Here is a 17139-nt window from a genome sequence, read left to right on the forward strand (position 1 = left end):
TCAGGTGGGCTCGGGGCGGCTGGCGGCGAGCAGCGCGGCCAGTCGCAGGGCGGTCCAGTGGGTTTCGGCGTAGTCGAGGCAGTCCGTGCGCGGGGCCGGGCCGTGCGCGACGGTCCAGCCGCCGGGGACGGCCGCGAAGGCGGGCCATACCGTGGGGCGGCCGTCGGCGTCGATCAGCACGTAGCAGGGCGGGTCGTCGTCATCCATCGATGGTCTCCCAGTGCGCGGACAGGACGCGGCCGACGCGTTCCAGGGCGGCGCCGGAGGTCATCCGCCAGTGGGTCGCCGGGGTGGCGTGGTTGTGGACGGTGCCGGAGACGGCGTCGAGCCATTCGCCCGCGCCCGTGGCGCCGGTCGGATCGTCGTGTGCGGCGGTGAAATACAGCAGGTTGCCCTTGAACGGGCGGGGCCGGTAGTGGGCGATCAGCGTCAGCGAGCGCAGGCCGTCGGCGAGTACCCGCTCGAGGCGGTCCGCGCCGAAGGAGGCGAACGGTTCGGGCAGGGCCGCGAGGCGGGCGGTGAGCCCGGCGGGGTCGAGGACCGCGTCGGTGTCCGCGGCGGCGTCGCCGAGCAGTCCCCCGGCCAGATCGGCGAGCGGGACGGCGGCGGTCGCGTCCGGGTCGACGCGCAGCGCGCTGTCCATGACCGCCAGCAGCGCCACCCGCTGACCCTCGTCCTGGAGTTGGACGGCGACGGCGTGGGCGAGGACGCCGCCCAGCGACCAGCCGAGCAGATGGTAGGGGCCCTCGGGTTGGACGGCCCGGATCTCGCGGACGTAGCGGCGGGCCCACGCCTCGATCGAATCCGGCGGCGGCGCGGCCGCATTCAGCGCCGGTGATTGCAGGCCGTAGATCGGGCGGTCCTCGACGTGGGCGGCCAGGCCCGCGAAGGACCACGCCACGCCGCCCGCCGGGTGGATACAGAACAGCGGTGCGCGGCTTCCGGTGGTGCGCAGCGGCAGCAGCACGTCGAAGGCGGCGTCGGCGTCGACGCGGGCCCGGCCCGCTCGGCGGGCCTCGAGCTGGGCGGCCAGCCCGGCCGGGGTCGGCGCGAGGAACACCCACAGCGGCGGAACCTGTTCGGCCAGTGCGGCACCCAGCCGCACGCTCAGCCGGGTGGCGAGCAGCGAGTTGCCACCGTGTTCGAAGAAGTTGTCGTCCATGCCGATTCGCGCCACGCCGAGCACGTCGGCGACGGTGGCACGGACCAGTTCCTCGAGTTCCGTTGCGGCTGCGCGTGTTTCGGTGGAGACCGGGCGCGGTGCCGGGAGGGCGGCGCGGTCGATCTTGCCGTTGGCGGTGCGGGGCAGCGCGTCGAGCCGGATCAGGTGCCGGGGCACCATGTAGCCGGGCAGGGTGGCGGCCAGCGCGGTCCGCAGGTCGCCGGGTTCGATCCGGTCGGTGGCGGTGTACCAGCCGACGAGTTGATCCGCGTGCGCGGCCACGACCGCCTCGGCGACCGCGGGATGCGCGCGCAGGGCGTGTTCGATCTCGGCGAGTTCGATGCGGTAGCCGCGCACCTTGACCTGGAAGTCGCGGCGGTCGACGTAACGCAGCTCGCCGTCGGCGGTCCAGCGGACCATATCGCCGGTGCGGTAGAGCCGTCCGCCGCTCTCGTGCTCGCCAGCGGCGCTCTTTTGGACCCCGAAGGGGTTGGCCACGAACCGTTCGGCGGTGGCGGCGGACCGGCCGAGGTAGCCGCGCGCCAGTTGCGGCCCACCGAGATACAGTTCACCGATCACCCCGGCCGGGACCGGGTGCAGGCGGTCGTCGAGCACGTACATCCGGACCCCGGTCTGCGGGGTGCCGATGGGGACGGTCGGATGCGGGGTGGCCGCGGTGACGCGGTGGCGGGTCACCGAGACGGCCGCCTCGGTGGGGCCGTAGAGGTTGTCCAGCCGCGCGTCGGTCAGAGCGCGCACCCGGTCGGCGGTGGCGGCGGGCAGCGCCTCGCCGATCACCAGGACGCGGCGCAGGCTCTCCGGCAGCCGCTCCCCCGCGACCTCCGCGAGCATGGCGAGCAGCGACGGCACCAGAGTGAGGGTGGTGATCCCGGCCCGGTCCACAAGGCACAGCAGACCCCGCGGATCCCGTTGCGCGCCAGCGGGTGCGGCCACCACGCGCGCGCCGGTACGGGGGGCCCACCAGTACTCCCAGATCGACAGGTCGAACGCCGCCGAGGTCGCCAGCAGCACGGCGTCGTCGGCGTCGAGCGCGTATTCGTCCTGCATCCAGGTCAATTCGTGGGTGACGGCGGCATGGGGGACGGCCACGCCCTTCGGGGTGCCGGTCGAACCGGAGGTGAAGATGACGTAGGCGGTGTGGTCCGGGCGCAGCGGCGCGCGCCGATCCGCGTCCGTCAGCGGACCCGGATCGGCATCGCCCGGGACGGACGAGATATCCAGTGTCGCAGGATGTTCCGCGGGCAGCGGCAGGGGATGCGCCGCGGCGGTCAAGACCAGTGCGGGCCGGGCGGCCGCGAGTACCGCGGCGGTGCGGTCGGCCGGATGGTCCGGGTCGAGCGGCACGTACGCGCCGCCCGCCGACACCACCGCGTACATGGCCACCACCAGGTCGGCGCTGCGCGGAATCGCCAGCGCCACGCGGGTTTCCGGGGCCACGCCGAATTCGACGAGGACGCGGGCGAGCCGGTGCACGCGGGCCGCGAACTCCGCGTAGGTGAGCGCGGTCGCGCCGTCCTCGACCAGGATCGCCCCCGGGGTCCGCGCGGCCTGCGCCTCGAAGGCGGCGGGCAAGGTTTGCGGCGGCGCAACCGGTGCGGGCGGATTCCAGACGGTCAGCAACCGCTCGGCCTCGGCGGCGTCGAGGATCGGCAGATCGCCCACGGGCACAGTGGGATTCGCGCGGACCGCGGCGAGCAGGCGGTGCAGCCGCCCGGCGAATCCGGCGACGGTGGATTCGTCGAACAGGGCGGTGGCGTAGGTGAAGGAGGCGGCCAGACCCGCCGGGGTCCCGTCCTCGCCGTACCGATCGGTGACCACCAGATGCAGATCGACCTGGGACACCTCGGAGTCGAAATCGGCCGCGGTCGCGGTGAGTCCGGCGAGCGTGAAATCGACCGCGGTCTGGTTGTGGAAGGAGTAGCCGACCTGGAACAGCGGGTGCCGGGCGGTGGAGCGTTCCGGGTTGAGCACCTCGACGAGCCGCTCGAAGGGAACGTCGGCGTGTTCGAAGGCGGCCACGTCGGCGCGGCGCACCCGGTCGAGCAGGGCGGTGAAATCGGCGGCGGGATCGACCGGGGTGCGCAGCACCAGGGTGTTGACGAACATGCCGACCACATCGTCGAGTTGGGCGTCCCCGCGCCCGGCGACCGGGGTGCCGACCGCGATGTCGGTGCCGCCGGACAGCCGCGCCAACAGCACCGCGAAGGCCGCCTGCACCACCATGAACAGCGTGACCCCGTGCGCCCGCGCCAGCTCGGTCAGTCCCGCGTGCAGTTCGGCGTCGACGGTGAAGTCGAGATGCTTTCCGCGCGTGGACAATACGACCGGGCGCGGTCGATCCGCAGGTAGCTCGAGCTGGGTGGGCAGATCCGCCAATTCGGTTCGCCAGAAGGCGATCTGGCGGGCGACGAGGGAATCGGGATCGTCCTCGGCGCCGAGGACCTCGCGCTGCCAGACGCTGTAGTCGCGGTACTGCACCGGCAGCGGCGCCCAGTCGGGCGCGCGGCCGTGCAGGCGGGCCGTGTACGCGGTCATCACGTCGCGGGCCAGCGGGGCCAGCGAGGACCCGTCGGCGGCGATGTGGTGGATCACCACCACCAGCACGTGTTCGCGCGCGGCATCGGCGGCGACGGGCGCGAACAGCCTGGCGCGCAACGGAACTCCGGCTGTCACGTCGAAACCCTCGGCGACGAGATCGGCGACGGCCACCGGCAGATCGGCGGCGGGGATCTCGACGGCGGTGAGGGTGGGCGTGCCCGCGGCGGCGGGCGGCAGCACGACCTGCACCGGTCCGTCGTCGGTCATCGGGTAGGTGGTGCGCAGCACCTCGTGCCGGGCGGCGACATCGGCCAGGGCGGCGTCGAGCGCGGCCACGTCGAGGTCGCCGACCAGCCGCACGGCCAGCGGGATGTGGTAGGCGTCGGAGTGGCGATCGATCCGGTTGAGCAGCCACATGCGCTGCTGCGCCAGCGACAGCGGCACCGGTCCGGGGTGCGTCCGCCGGGTCAGGGGCGGGCGCGCCGCGGTGGCGTCCGCGCCCACGGCCGCCGCCAGGGCCGCCACCGTGGGGTGTTCGAAGATCACGCGCACGCCGACCGCGACGCCGAGACGGGCCGTGAGCCGGGCCGCCACCCGGGTCGCGGTGAGCGAGTTCCCGCCGAGGGCGAAGAAGTCGTCGGCCGCGCCCACGCGATCGGGTGCGCGGCCGAGCACCTCGGCGACGACATCGGCCACGACGCGTTCGGGACCCGGTGCGGGCGCGCGGAATTCGGCGGCGCGGAACACCGGTTCCGGCAATGCCTTCCGGTCCACCTTGCCGACGGGGGTCAGCGGTACGGCGTCGAGCACGGTGATCGCGGCGGGCACCATGTAGGCGGCCAGCGAGCGGGCGGCGAACGCGGTGAGTTCGTCGGTGTCGATCGTCTTCCCCTCGGCCGGAACGACATACGACACCAGGGCGGTCGCGCCCGCGGCGTCGGCGTGGCCGACGGTCACCGCGAAGCCGACGCCGTCGTGCGCGGTGAGGACCGCGTCGATCTCGCCGAGTTCGATGCGCAGGCCGCGCACCTTCACCTGATCGTCGCCGCGGCCCGCGTATTCGAGGACCGGGCCGTCCGGGCGCGGCACCCAGCGGGCCAGATCGCCGGTCCGGTACAGCCGGGAGTCGGGACCGCCGAAGGGATCGGCGACGAAGCGCGCCGCGGTCAGACCGGGCCGGGCGTGATAGCCGCGCGCCACGCCGGGGCCGCGCAGATACAGTTCGCCGGTCACCCCGTCGGGCACCGGCCGCAGCCGGTCGTCGAGGATCACCGCGGACATGCCGGGAATGGGTGCGCCCATGTCGAAGTCGCCGCCGGGGGTCAGCGCGGCGCTGATCGTGGTGATGATCGTGGTCTCGGTGGGTCCGTAGGTGTTGTGGAAGCGGCGGCCGGGTGCCCAGCGCTCGACCAGGTCCGGGCCGTAGGACTCGCCGCCGACGGTGAGGCGGCGCAGTTCGGGCACGGCGGCGGGGTCGAGGGTGCGCAGCACGGCCGGGGTGAGGAAGGCGTGGGTGACCCGCCGGTCGCGCAGCAGCGCGGTGAGTTCGTCGCCGCCGTAGCCGCCGGGCGGAGCGACCACGAGGGTGGCGCTCGCCGCCAGCGCGAGCAGCAGTTCCAGCATGGCGGCGTCGAAACTCGGTGAGGCGACATGCAATACGCGCGAGTCGGCGGTCACCGCGTAGCGGTCCCGCTGGGCCGCGGCGACGCCCGCGACTCCGGCGTGGGTGGCGACGACGCCCTTCGGGACGCCGGTGGAGCCGGAGGTGTACACCATCCAGGCGGGATTGCGCAGGCGCACAATGGGTTTCGGATCCGGTCCCGCGACGTCGCCCACGGTCTCGTCCAGAATGATCCAGTCGATGTCGCCGGGGAGCGCGGCGCGGCAGTGCGGGACCGTGATGCCCAGCGGCGCACCGGAATCGGTGAGCATGTGCGCGATCCGGTCGCGCGGATAGGTCGGGTCGACGGGGACGAACGCGGCCCCGGCCTTGGCGACGGCCCACACGGCGAGCAGCGATTCGGCCGAGCGGGGCACGGCCACCGCGACGAAGTCCTCCGGGCCGACGCCGCGCGCGGCCAGCAGCCGGGCCAGCGCCGCGGAGCGCTCGTCCAGCTCACGGTAGGTGAGTTCGCGGTCGCCGTCGACGACGGCCACGCCCAGCGGATTCCGCGCGACGGCGGCGGCCATGAGTTCGGCCAGCGTGCGCGGCGGCACCGGGGCCGGGCGCCGGCGACCCAGGACGCGGGCGCGTTCGACGGGGGCGAGGATATCGATCCCGGCCACGGCGGCGTCCGGATCGGCAGTGACCGCGCCGAGGACGCGGCCGAAGCGGCGCAGCAGGGCGGCGGCGGTGGCGGCGTCGTAAAGGTCGGTGGCGTAGGCCAATTCGACCGTCAGATGACCGTCGCCGTCCGGTTCGCCACCGACGGTGAACTGGAGATCGAACCGTGCCACCGGTTCGTCGAAGGGCACCGGTTCCAGCACCAGGCCCGGGACGGCGTGGGCGTGCGCGAGCGGATGCGCGCCGGATCCGGCCGATTCCAGATAGCTCAGCGCGACGGTGAACAGCGGATGCCGGGCCGGATCGGGCGCGACGCCGAGCGCCTCGACCACGCGATCGAAGGGCACCTCGGCGTGGGCGAGGGCGGCCACGTCCTCGTCGCGCACCCGGTCCAGCAGCGCCGCGAACGACTCCGCGCCGTCGACCCGGCCGCGCAGCACGACCGTGTTGACGAACATGCCGACCAGCTCGTCCAGGGCGGCCGCGCCGCGCCCGGCGACGGGGGTGCCGATGACGACGTCGCCGGAGCCGGTGAGCCGGGCCAGCAGGACGGCCAGCGCGGCGTGCAGCACCATGAACGGGGTGGCCCGGTGGGTGCGCGCGAGGTCGTGGATCCGCGCGCCGAGGTCGCCGCCGACGCGGCCGCGCACGACCGCGCCGCGTTTGCTCGCGACGGGCGGGCGGGGGCGGTCGGCGGGCGGCGCGACGTCCTCGGGCAGGTCGCGCAGGCGCTCGCGCCAGAACGCGAGTTGCGCCTCGGCGAGGGTGTCGAGCAGGCGGTGCCGCCACAGGGTGTAGTCGGCGTACTGCACGGGCGGCGGCGACCAGGCCGGGGCGGCGCCCGCGCGGCGCGCCAGGTAGGCCGAGATCAGGTCGCGCAGCAGCGGATTCATCGAGTAGCCGTCGGCGGCGATGTGGTGCAGCACCGCGACGAGGACGTGGCTGGTCTCCGATTCGCGCAGCAGCACCGCGCGGACGGGTACCGCCGCGGCGACGTCGAATCCGTCGGCGAGGAATTCGGCGATTCGGTCGTCCACGGATGCGACGGTCTCGAGCTCGAGGGTGAGGCCGGTGTCGCCGGGGGCGAGGATCACCTGCCGGGGTGTGCCGTCGGCGTCCGCCGGATAGATCGTGCGCAGCGGCTCGTGCCGGGCCACCACGTCCAGGAACGCGGAACTCAGTGCGGCGTGGTCGATTTCGCCGAGGACGCGGACGGCGACGGGGATGTTGTGCGCCGGGGAGGTGGGGTCGAGGCGGTTGGCCACCCACATGCCGTGCTGCGCCGGTGCCAGCGGAATGTGTTGCGGCCGTAGGCCACTCGTCAAGGGTGGCAGCGTTTCGGCGGCGTCGGCGGCGATCGCGGCGGCCAGCGCGTGCACCACGGGCGTCTCGAACAGCCGCCGCACGGGGATGCGGCGGCCCAGCCGCTCCCCCAGCCGGGCCAGCACCCGGGTGGCGATGAGGGAGTTGCCGCCCAGGTCGAAGAAGTCGTCGTCGGCACCGACCGGTTCGACGCCGAGCACCTCGGCGTAGACCTCGGCCACCGCGATCTCGGCGGGGGTCTCCGGCGCGCGGTAGGCGGTCCGGTCGAGCACCGGATCGGGCAGCGCCGCGCGGTCGAGCTTGCCGGAGGCGTTGAGCGGGAAGACGTCCAGCACCACGTAGGCGGCGGGGATCATGTAGGACGGCAGCAGCCGCGCGGCGCCGGCCCGCACCTCGGCGAGGTCGACGCCGGTGCCGGTGAGGTAGCCGACGAGCCGGTCGCCGGTGGCGGTGGCGACGACCCGGGCGGCGGCCTGGGTGACGCCGGGCGCGGCGCCGAGCGCGGCCTCGATCTCACCGAGTTCGATGCGCTGGCCGCGCAGTTTCACCTGGAAGTCGGTGCGGCCCAGATAGATCAGTTCGGGCCGGTCGCCGTCGTGGCCCCAGCGCACGACGTCGCCGGTCCGGTACATGCGCTCCCCGGGCGCGCCGAAGGGATTCGCCACGAAGCGGTCCGCGGTGAGATCGGGTCGGCCGTGGTAGCCGCGGGCCAGTTGCGCGCCCGCCAGATACAGTTCGCCCGGCACCCCGGGCAGCGTGGGCCGCAGCCGCGAATCCAGCACGTAGACCCGGCTGTTCCACTCCGGCCGCCCGATCGGCGCGACGGGCCGCGCGGTGTCGCCGGTGACGTCGCGGTAGGTGATGCTGACCGCGGCCTCGGTGGGCCCGTACAGGTTGTGCAGGCGGGCGGGGGTCAGCGCGGCGAAGGCGCGCACGGTCTCGGCGGGCAGGGCCTCGCCGATCACGAAGACCCGCCGCAGCGACCCGAGCGCGGCGGGGTCCGCCGCGGCGGCGAAGGCGCTGAGCATGGACGGCACGAAATCGGTGGTGGAGACGCGGTGCCGGGCGATGAGCTCGGCCAGGTAGCCGGGGTCGCGGTGGCCGTCGGGGGTGGCGAGGACCAGCGTCGCCCCGACGCGCAGCGGCAGGAACCAGCCCCACAGCGACACGTCGAAGGTGGTGGCGGTCTTCTGGAGGTAGACGTCGTCCTCGGTCAGTCCGTAGTGCGCCTGCATCCAGGTCATCTGGTTGACGATGGCCGCGTGGGAGACGCTGACGCCCTTGGGTTTTCCGGTCGAACCGGAGGTGAAGATCACGTAGGCCGGATGCGCGGGCCGCAGCGGCGCGCGCCGGTCGGCGTCGGTGATCGGGGCGTCGGAGCGGTCCGACAGGTCGAGCCGATCCAGATACAGCGGATCGGCGACGCCCGCGGGCGCGGCGGCGGTGGTGGTGAGGACGCGCAGCGGGCGGGCGACGCCGAGGATGTGGCCGATGCGCGCGGCGGGGTGGTCGGGGTCGATCGGCACGTACGCCCCGCCCGCGGCGAGGACGGCGTAGAGGGCGACGACCAGGTCGATCGAGCGCGGCAGGGCCAGGGCCACCAGCGTTTCCGGGCCGACCCCGAGGTCGATGAGGTGCCGGGCGAGCCGGTGGGCGCGGCGCTCGAGTTGTCCGTAGGTGAGCAGCGTGTCCGCGTAGCGCACGGCGACGCGGTCGGGGGTGGCGGCGGCCTGGGCCTCGAATTCGTCGAGCAGGGTTTCGGGGGCGAACGCGAGGTGTGCGGAGTCGTTCCAGTCGACCACGACGCGGTGGCGTTCGCCGGTGTCGAACAGGTCGATGTCGCCGACGACGCGGTCCGGGTCGGCGACGGCGGCGCGCAGTGTCCGCACGAGCCGGACCGCCAGCAGGGCCACGGTGGGTTCGTCGAACAGGTCGGTGGCATAGGTGCAGCGCAGCGTCCGATCGTCCACGGTCACCTGGAGATCGAATCGGGTTGTCTCCCGGTCGAATTCGGCCTCGGTCACGGTGAGGCCGGGCAGTTCGATCGCCACGGGGGCGAGGTTCTGGAAGAACAGCGCCACCTGGAACAGCGGATGGTGGGCCTGGGAGCGCGGCGGGTCCAGGGCCTCCACGAGCCGTTCGAAGGGGAGGTCGGCGTGGGCGAAGGCGTCCAGATCGGTGGTGCGGACGGCGTCGAGCAGGTCGGCGAAGGTCCCGGTCTCGGCGACGCGGGTGCGCAACACGAGGGTGTTGACGAACATGCCGACCAGATCGTCGAGTTCGGGACGGCCGCGCCCGGCGATCGGCGTGCCGATCGCGATGTCGGCGCTGCCCGACAGCCGGGCCAGCAGCGCGGCGAGGGCCGCGTGCACGACCATGAACGGGGTGACCGCGAACGAGGCCGCGAGCGCGTCGATTCCGGCGCGCAGGCCGGGTTCGAGCGGGACGGTGACCGCCGCGGCGGCGTGGCTCGCCACGGCGGGGCGGGGACGGTCGGTGGGCAGATCCAGGTGAGCGGGCAAGCCGCGCAACGCCTCTCGCCAGTAGGCCAACTGCCGCGCCGCGGGAGTGCCGGAATCGGTTTCCTCGCCGAGGGTTTCGCGCCGCCAGTGCGCGTAGTCGGCGTAGCGGACGGGCAGGGCGGGCCAGTGCGGCGCGGCGCCGGTGCGGCGAGCGGCGTAGGCGGCGGCGAGGTCGCGGGCGAGCGGGCCGAGAGAGAAGCCGTCGGCGGCGATGTGGTGCACCGCCAGGGCCAGCAGATGCTCGTCGGCGCGCACGGTGACGAGGCCGATCCGCAGCGGCACCGCGGCGGTGACATCGAAGGGGGCGGCGACGAATTCGACGAGTTCGGCGGCGGGGACCGCGACGATGTCGGGCACGGTGGTGGCGGGAAGGACGCGCTGGTACCCGACGCCCTCGATGTCCGGATAGACCGTGCGCAGAGTGTCGTGGCGGGCGACGACATCGGCGACGGCGGCGCGCAGCGCGGCCCGGTCTAGATCGCCGGTCAGGCGCAGCACGACCGGGACGAGGTGCGCGGTCTCGTCCGGATCGAGGCGGTTGAGGAACCAGAGGCGCTGCTGGGCGGGTGCGAGCGGTTCCAGGTCGGCGGGCGGCCGGGCGCTGGGTCCGGGCACGGTCTCGGTGTGCGCCACCGGGATTCGTTCGGCCAGCGCGGCGACGGTCCTCGCCTCGAAGACGATGCGCACGGGCAGATCCGCGCCGAGGCGGGCGATGAGCCGGGTGGCGAGCAGGGAGTTGCCGCCGAGCGCGAAGAAGTCGTCGTCGCGGCCCACGCGGTCGAGTCCCAGCAGGTCGGCGACGGTTTCGGCGACGACGCGTTCCAGGGCGGTGGCGGGGGGCCGGTAGGCGCGGGTCTCGGCGGGCGGTTCGGGCAGGGCCCGGCGATCGATCTTGCCGGTGGGGCCGAGCGGGAGGGCGTCGAGGACGACGATCGCGGCCGGGACCATGTACTCGGGCAACACGGTGGCGAGGTGGTCGCGCAGCGCGGCCGGATCGGGCGCCGCGCCGACCACATGGGCGACGAGCCGATCGCCGGAGACGGTCACGATCGCCTGGGTGACGGCGTCGGTGGCGGTGAGCGCTGCCTCGATCTCGCCGGGTTCGATGCGCAGGCCACGCAGCTTCAGCTGGAAGTCGGTGCGGCCCAGGTACTCCAGCTCCCCCGCCTCGGTCCAGCGCGCGAGATCCCCGGTGCGGTAGAGCCTTTCGGAGTCGCCGAAGGGGTCGGCCACGAACCGTTCAGCGGTCAGCTCGGGGCGGCCGAGGTAGCCGGTGGCCAGCTGGACCCCCGCGAGGTACAGCTCGCCCGCCACGCCGATCGGCACCGGCCGTAGCCGCGAATCCAGCACGCGCACAGCGGTATTGAAGACCGGCGCGCCGATCGGCACCGAGTCGGTGTCGGCGTCGGTGACCTCGTGGCAGGTGACGTCCACGGCCGCCTCGGTCGGGCCGTACAGGTTGTGCAGGCGGCAGCCGGTGGCCGCCCGCAGCCGCCGGGCGGTGTCGGCGGGCAGCGCCTCACCCGAGCAGAACACCTGCCGCAGCGTGGTGTCGGCGTGGGCATGGCCGGTCTGGAGGAAGGCGGCGAGCATGGCGGGCACGAAATGCAGGGTGGTCACCCGTTCGGCGGCGATGAGCCGGGCCAGGTAGGCCGGATCGCGATGGCCGTCGTGGGCCGCCACGACGAGGCGCGCGCCGATCTGCAAGGGCCAGAACAGTTCCCACACCGAAACGTCGAAGGTGGCGGGGGTCTTGTGCAGGACGACGTCGGCGGCGGTGAGGCCGTACGCGGACTGCATCCACACGAGCCGGTTCACGATGGCCGCGTGCGGGACGACCACGCCCTTCGGCCTGCCGGTCGAACCGGAGGTGAAGATGACGTAGGCGGGGTGGGCGGGTCGCAGCGGGGTGCGGCGGTCGGCGTCGGTGACCGGGTCGGCGGAATACCCGGACAGGTCGATATCGAGGTCGGCGAGGATGTGCGCGGGGCGCGCGGTCGCGAGGGCGTGCCGGTTGCGCTCCCGCGGGTGGTCGGGATCGAGCGGCAGATAGGCCGCGCCCGCGGCGATCACCGCGTACACGCCGAGCACCAGGTCCAGGGAGCGGCGCAGCGGCAGGGCGACCACATCGCCCGGCCCCACGCCGAGCGCGATCAGGTGGCGGGCGAGCCGGTGCACGCGCGCGGCGAATCGCGCGTAGGTCAGCGTCTCGCCGTCGAAGGTCACCGCCGGGGCGTCCGGGCTGTCGGCGGCGCGGGCGGCGAACATCGAAGCGAGCGTGAGCTTTCCGTCGACCGGGTGCCGGGTGTCGTTCCAGGCGTGCAGCACCCGGAGCCGTTCGTCGTCGTCGAGCAGGTCGATATCGCCGATCCGGATCTCGGGGTCGGCCACGGCCGCCCGCAGCACGCGGGTGAAGCGGCGGGCGAAGGCGCGCGCGGTCGGGGCGTCGAACAGGTCCGTGGCGTAGCGCAGCACGGCGTGCAGGGCGTCGCCGTCGGGGGTGGCGTATTCGGCGAGGGCCAGCGACAGGTCGAACTGGGCCGTGGTGTTCGGCATCGGCACGCCGCTCACCTCGAGGCCGGGCAGCCGCAGCACGGTGTCGTCGCGGTGTTCGAAGGTGAGCAACACCTGCACCAGCGGCGAATAGGCCGGGGAGCGTACCGGATTCAGGTCCTCGACCAGGACGTCGAACGGAATGTCGGCGTGGGCGAAGGCGCGCACGTCGGCGGCGCGCACCGCGGTGAGCAGTTCGGTGAAGGTGGCCCCGAGCGGCACGGCGGTGCGCAGCACGAGGGTGTTGACGAACATGCCGACCAGATCGTCGAGTTCGGCGTGGGCGCGCCCGGCGATGGGGGTGCCGACGGCGATGTCCTCGGTTCCGGCCAGCCGGGCCAGCAGGGCCGCGAAGGCGGCGTGCACGACCATGAACACCGAGGTGCCACCGCGGCGCGCCAATTCGCCCAGGGCCGTGGTGATTTCGGCGTCCAGATCGAATTCGACGCCCGCGCCGCGCCCGGACGCCACCGGTGGGCGCGGGCGGTCGGCGGGTAGTTCCAGCACCGGGGGAAGTCCGGCGAGGGTGGTGCGCCAGTGGGCGAGTTGGCCGGCCAGCACGGAGTCCAGCAGGTCGCGTTGCCACAGCGTGAAGTCGGCGTACTGCACCGGCAGCGGCGCCCAGTCGGGGGCGTGGCCCGCGGCGCGGGCGACGTAGGCGGTCATGAGGTCCCGGGCCAGCGGGCCGGTCGACACGCCGTCGGCGGCGATGTGGTGCACGACGACGACCAGGATGTGGTCGTCGCGGTCGACGCGGAGCAGCGCGACCCGGACGGGCGGTTCGACGCGCAGATCGAATCCGCGCGCGGCGACCTCGGCGGCGGCGTCGGCCGGTGCCGATCCGGCGGGCCGGACGTGCGGGGCGAGCGGCGGCAGGTCCGCGGTGGCGAGCACCACCTGGTGTGGCCCCTCCGCGTCGTCGGGGAAGACCGTGCGCAGCGATTCGTGCCGTTCCAGGATGTCGTGCACGGCCGCCCGCAGCGCGCCCTCGTCGAGGGTGCCGGTCAGGCGCAGCGCCAACGGGATGTTGTAGACCGGGGAGGCGGGGTCGAGCCGGTTCAGCAGCCAGATCCGGGTCTGGGCCGGGGCCAACGGGATTCGCGCGGGGCGGGCGACGGGCACGAGGGCGGGGGCCGGTGCGGACGCGGAGCGCAGCGCGCGGGCGGCGAGTCCGGCCACGGTCGGGGTCTCGAACACCTCGCGCACGCTCAGGTCGGCGCCGAGGGCGGCGTTGGCGCGGGCGATCAGGCGCATGGCGAGCAGCGAGTTGCCGCCGAGCGCGAAGAAGTCGTCGGTCGCGCCGACCGGGGTCGCGCCGCCCAGCAGTTCGGCGACGATCGCGGCGAGCACGGCTTCGGCGCCCTCGGCGGGGGCGCGGAAATCGTCGGCGGCGCGGGTGAATTCGACGGCGGGCAGGGCCTTGCGGTCCAGTTTGCCGACCGGGGTGCGCGGCAGCTCGTCGAGCACCACCAGATGCGCGGGAATCATGTAGCCGGGCAACAGGTCTCGCAGCCGCGCGAGCACGCGCGGCGCGGTCTCGGCGCCGCTGACGTAGCCGACGAGGCAGTCGGTCCCGGTGCTGTCGGCGGCCACGACGACGGCGGCGTGGGTGACGCCGGGCACGGTGGTGAGGGCGGCCTCGATCTCGCCGAGTTCGATGCGCTGACCGCGCACCTTGACCTGGAAGTCGTTGCGGCCCAGGTACACCAGTTCCCCGGCGCGGTTCCAGCGGGCCAGATCGCCGGTGCGGTACATGCGGCCGCCGATCCCGCCAGCGCCGCCGCCGTGCGCCCCGAAGGGGTCGGCGACGAACCGTTCGGCGGTGAGCGCGCCGCGGCCCTGATAGCCGCGGGCCAGTTGATCGCCCGCCAGATACAGCTCACCCGTCACGCCCACCGGCACCGGCCGCAGCCGAGCGTCGAGCACGTAGGCGCGGGTGTTCCAGCAGGGCCGCCCGATGGGGACCTCGAGGCCGCCCGCGTCGCCGTCGCCGAATTCGTGGAAGATCGTGGAGATGGCGGCCTCGGTGGGGCCGTAGGCGTTGTGGACGGCCCCGCCGACATAGCGCCGCAGGGCGGTCAGCAGTTCCGGCGGCAGCGCCTCGCCGCCGCAGTGCAGGTGCCGGAACGAGCGCAGCACCTCGCCGTGGCCCTCGGCGACGAGGGCGGCCAGCACCGACGGCACGTGTTCGGCGAAGCTGATCTCGTGGTGGCGGATCAGCCCGGCCAGATAGTCCAGATCCAGGTGTCCGCCGGGCTTGGGAATCACCAGGGTCGCGCCGACCAGGGCGGGCAGGAAGCATTCCCACACCGAGACGTCGAAGGTCAGCGGGGCGCGTTGCATGACGCGGTCGGCGGCGGTGACGTCGTACCGCGCACGCAGCCAGTGCAATTGGTTGACGATGGCGCGGTGGCTGGTGGCGACGCCCTTGGGCGCGCCGGTCGAGCCGGAGGTGAACAGGACGTAGGCGAGGTTGTCGGGGCGCAGCGGGGCGCGCCGATCGGCATCGGTGACGGTCGCGGAATCGCCTGTGCCGCAGACGCTCTCGTCGATCGTGAGCAGCCGTATCCCGGGAAGCGGCGGAAGCGTCGCGCCCCCGGCCAGCAGGACCAGTTCCGCGTCGGCGGTGCCGAGCACTTGGGTGATGCGCTCCACCGGGTGCGCGGGGTCCACGGGCAGGTAGGCGCCGCCCGCCTTCACGACGGCGAACAGGGCCACCAGCATATCGAGGGAGCGGTGGGCGGCGAGGCCGACAATGGTGTCGGGGCCGACGCCCGCGCGGATCAGGCCGCGCGCCAAGCGGTTCGAGCGGGCATCCAGTTCGGCGTAGGTCAGCGACGCGCCCTCGAACACCGCCGCGACGGCGTGCGGGGTGGCGGCGGCGCGGCGGTCGAGGAGGTCGCCCAGGGTTTCGCGCGGCACGGGGTGGGCGGTGGCGTTGGGGCGGGACAGCACCAGCTCGCGCTCGGCGGGGGTGAGCAGGTCGACGTCGCCGACGGGGGTGTGCGGCGCGTGGACCAGGGCCCGCACCATGCGTTCGACGGCGGCGAGGAAGCCGAGGACGGTCGCCTCGTCGAACAGGTCGCGGGCGTACTGGACGTGCACGTCGATGCCGTCCGGCGCGCCGGTGGCGTCGTAGCGGTCGGTGCAGGTCCAGTCCAGATCGAGGGTGGTCGGGGTGACGCCCGGATCGACGGCCTCGAGGGCGAGGTCGCCCAGGCGGAACTCGGGCTCGGTCTGGTTCTGGAGGGTGAGCGAGACCTGGTAGAGCGGCGAATGCGCCTGGGAGCGCACCGGATTCAGCGCGTCGACCAGTTGCTCGAAGGGGACGGCGGCGTGGTCGAAGGCGGCGAGATCGTCGGCGCGCACGCGGTCGAGCAGGCCGAGCAGATCCCCGGCGGGATCGACGCGGGTGCGCAGGACGACGGTGTTGACGAACATGCCGACCAGCTCGTCCAGCGCCGCCGCGCCGCGTCCGGCGACGGGGGTGCCGATCACGATGTCCTCGGAACCGGTGAGCCGGGCCAGCACCGCGGCCAGCGCGGCGTGCAGCACCATGAACGGGGTGGCCCGCCGGGTCGCGGCGAGTTCCGTTATGGCCCGGTGCGTTTCGCGGTCCAGGCGGGCGGTGACGGCTCCGGCGCGGGCGCTGGCCACGGCGGGGCGGGGGCGGTCGGCGGGCAGTTCGACCACGTCCGGGATGCCGTCGAGCCGGTCGATCCAGTAGCGCAGCTGGCGGGCCAGGGGCGAGGCGGGATCGTCGGCGTGGCCCAGGGTTCGTCGCTGCCAGAGGGCGAAATCGGCGTACTGGACGGGCAATTCGGGCCAGTGGGGCGCGGTCCCGGCCGCGCGGGCGGCGTAGGCGGCGGCCAGATCGCGGGCCAGCGGGGCGAAGGACCAGCCGTCGGCGGCGATGTGGTGGACGACGAACAGCAGGAGGTGCGCGGCGTCCGGGTCGTCGGTGACGCGCAGCAACCGGACGCGCAGCGGAACCTCGGCGGTGACGTCGAAGGCGGTGGTGGCGAGGTCCTCGACGAGGCGGGCCGCGGCGACGGCGGTCACGTCCTCGGCCACGAGGTCGACCGCGGGGGCGGGCAGGATCAGCTGTGCCGGTTCGCCGCCGCGGTCGGGGTAGACGGTGCGCAGGGTTTCGTGGCGGGCGATGACATCGGCGACGGCCGCGCGCAGGGCCGGGACGTGCAGGACACCGGTGAGGCGCAGGGCGAAGGGGATGTTGTAGCCGCCCGCCCGGGTGTCGAAGCGGTTGAGGAACCACATGCGCCGCTGGGCGATCGAGAGCGGCACGTGTTCGCCGCGCTCCTGCGGCTCCAGGGGGATCGGCGCGGTGCGTGTTTCGGCGACTTCGAGGGCGCGGGCCAGACCCGCCACGGTCGGGTCGTCGAAGACGGCGCGGACGGGCAGTTCGGTGTGGGTGGCCGCGGCGAGGCGGGCCGTGAGCCGGGTGGCGACGAGGGAATTGCCGCCGAGGGCGAAGAAGTCGTCGTCGGCCCCGACTCGTTCGATGCCGAGGAGGGCCGAGAAGGTCTCGGCCACCAGGATTTCCGCATCCGTCTCCGGCGCGCGGAAGGCGGTGTCGGGGCGGGCGGGGGCCGGGAGCGCGGCGCGGTCCAGTTTGCCGGACGCGGTGACCGGGAGCCGGTCGAGCACCATCCAGTCGACCGGGACCATGTAGGACGGAAGCTGTTGCGCGAGCGTGGCTTTCAAGTCTTCGGGGT

General features: G+C 73.9%; 2 protein-coding genes (1 of these 2 running past the window's edge). Both read right to left on the minus strand.

Annotation, left to right across the window (positions count from 1 at the left end; genetic code table 11):
* Nucleotides 1–207: an MbtH family NRPS accessory protein gene (locus ACWDSJ_RS08495; protein ID WP_450030271.1), complete on the minus strand. Its 207-nt coding sequence runs from the start codon at nt 205–207 to the stop codon at nt 1–3.
* A protein-coding gene (locus ACWDSJ_RS08500; protein WP_450030273.1) for a non-ribosomal peptide synthase/polyketide synthase crosses the window boundary here: on the minus strand, nt 200–17139 show its 3' portion. It continues 8077 nt past the right edge of the window; the window shows 16940 of its 25017 coding nt (coding positions 8078–25017); its start codon lies beyond the right edge, outside the window — the gene reads right to left on this strand; it ends in the stop codon at nt 200–202. The genes ACWDSJ_RS08495 and ACWDSJ_RS08500 overlap by 8 nt, the downstream gene beginning before the upstream one ends.

The organism is Nocardia sp. NPDC003482, assembly GCF_053588115.1.

What these genes read in the sequence shown, in the direction of transcription:
- ACWDSJ_RS08495 (WP_450030271.1), bottom strand. Translation starts at nt 207, where the DNA reads ATGGATGACGACGACCCGCCCTGCTACGTGCTGATCGACGCCGACGGC.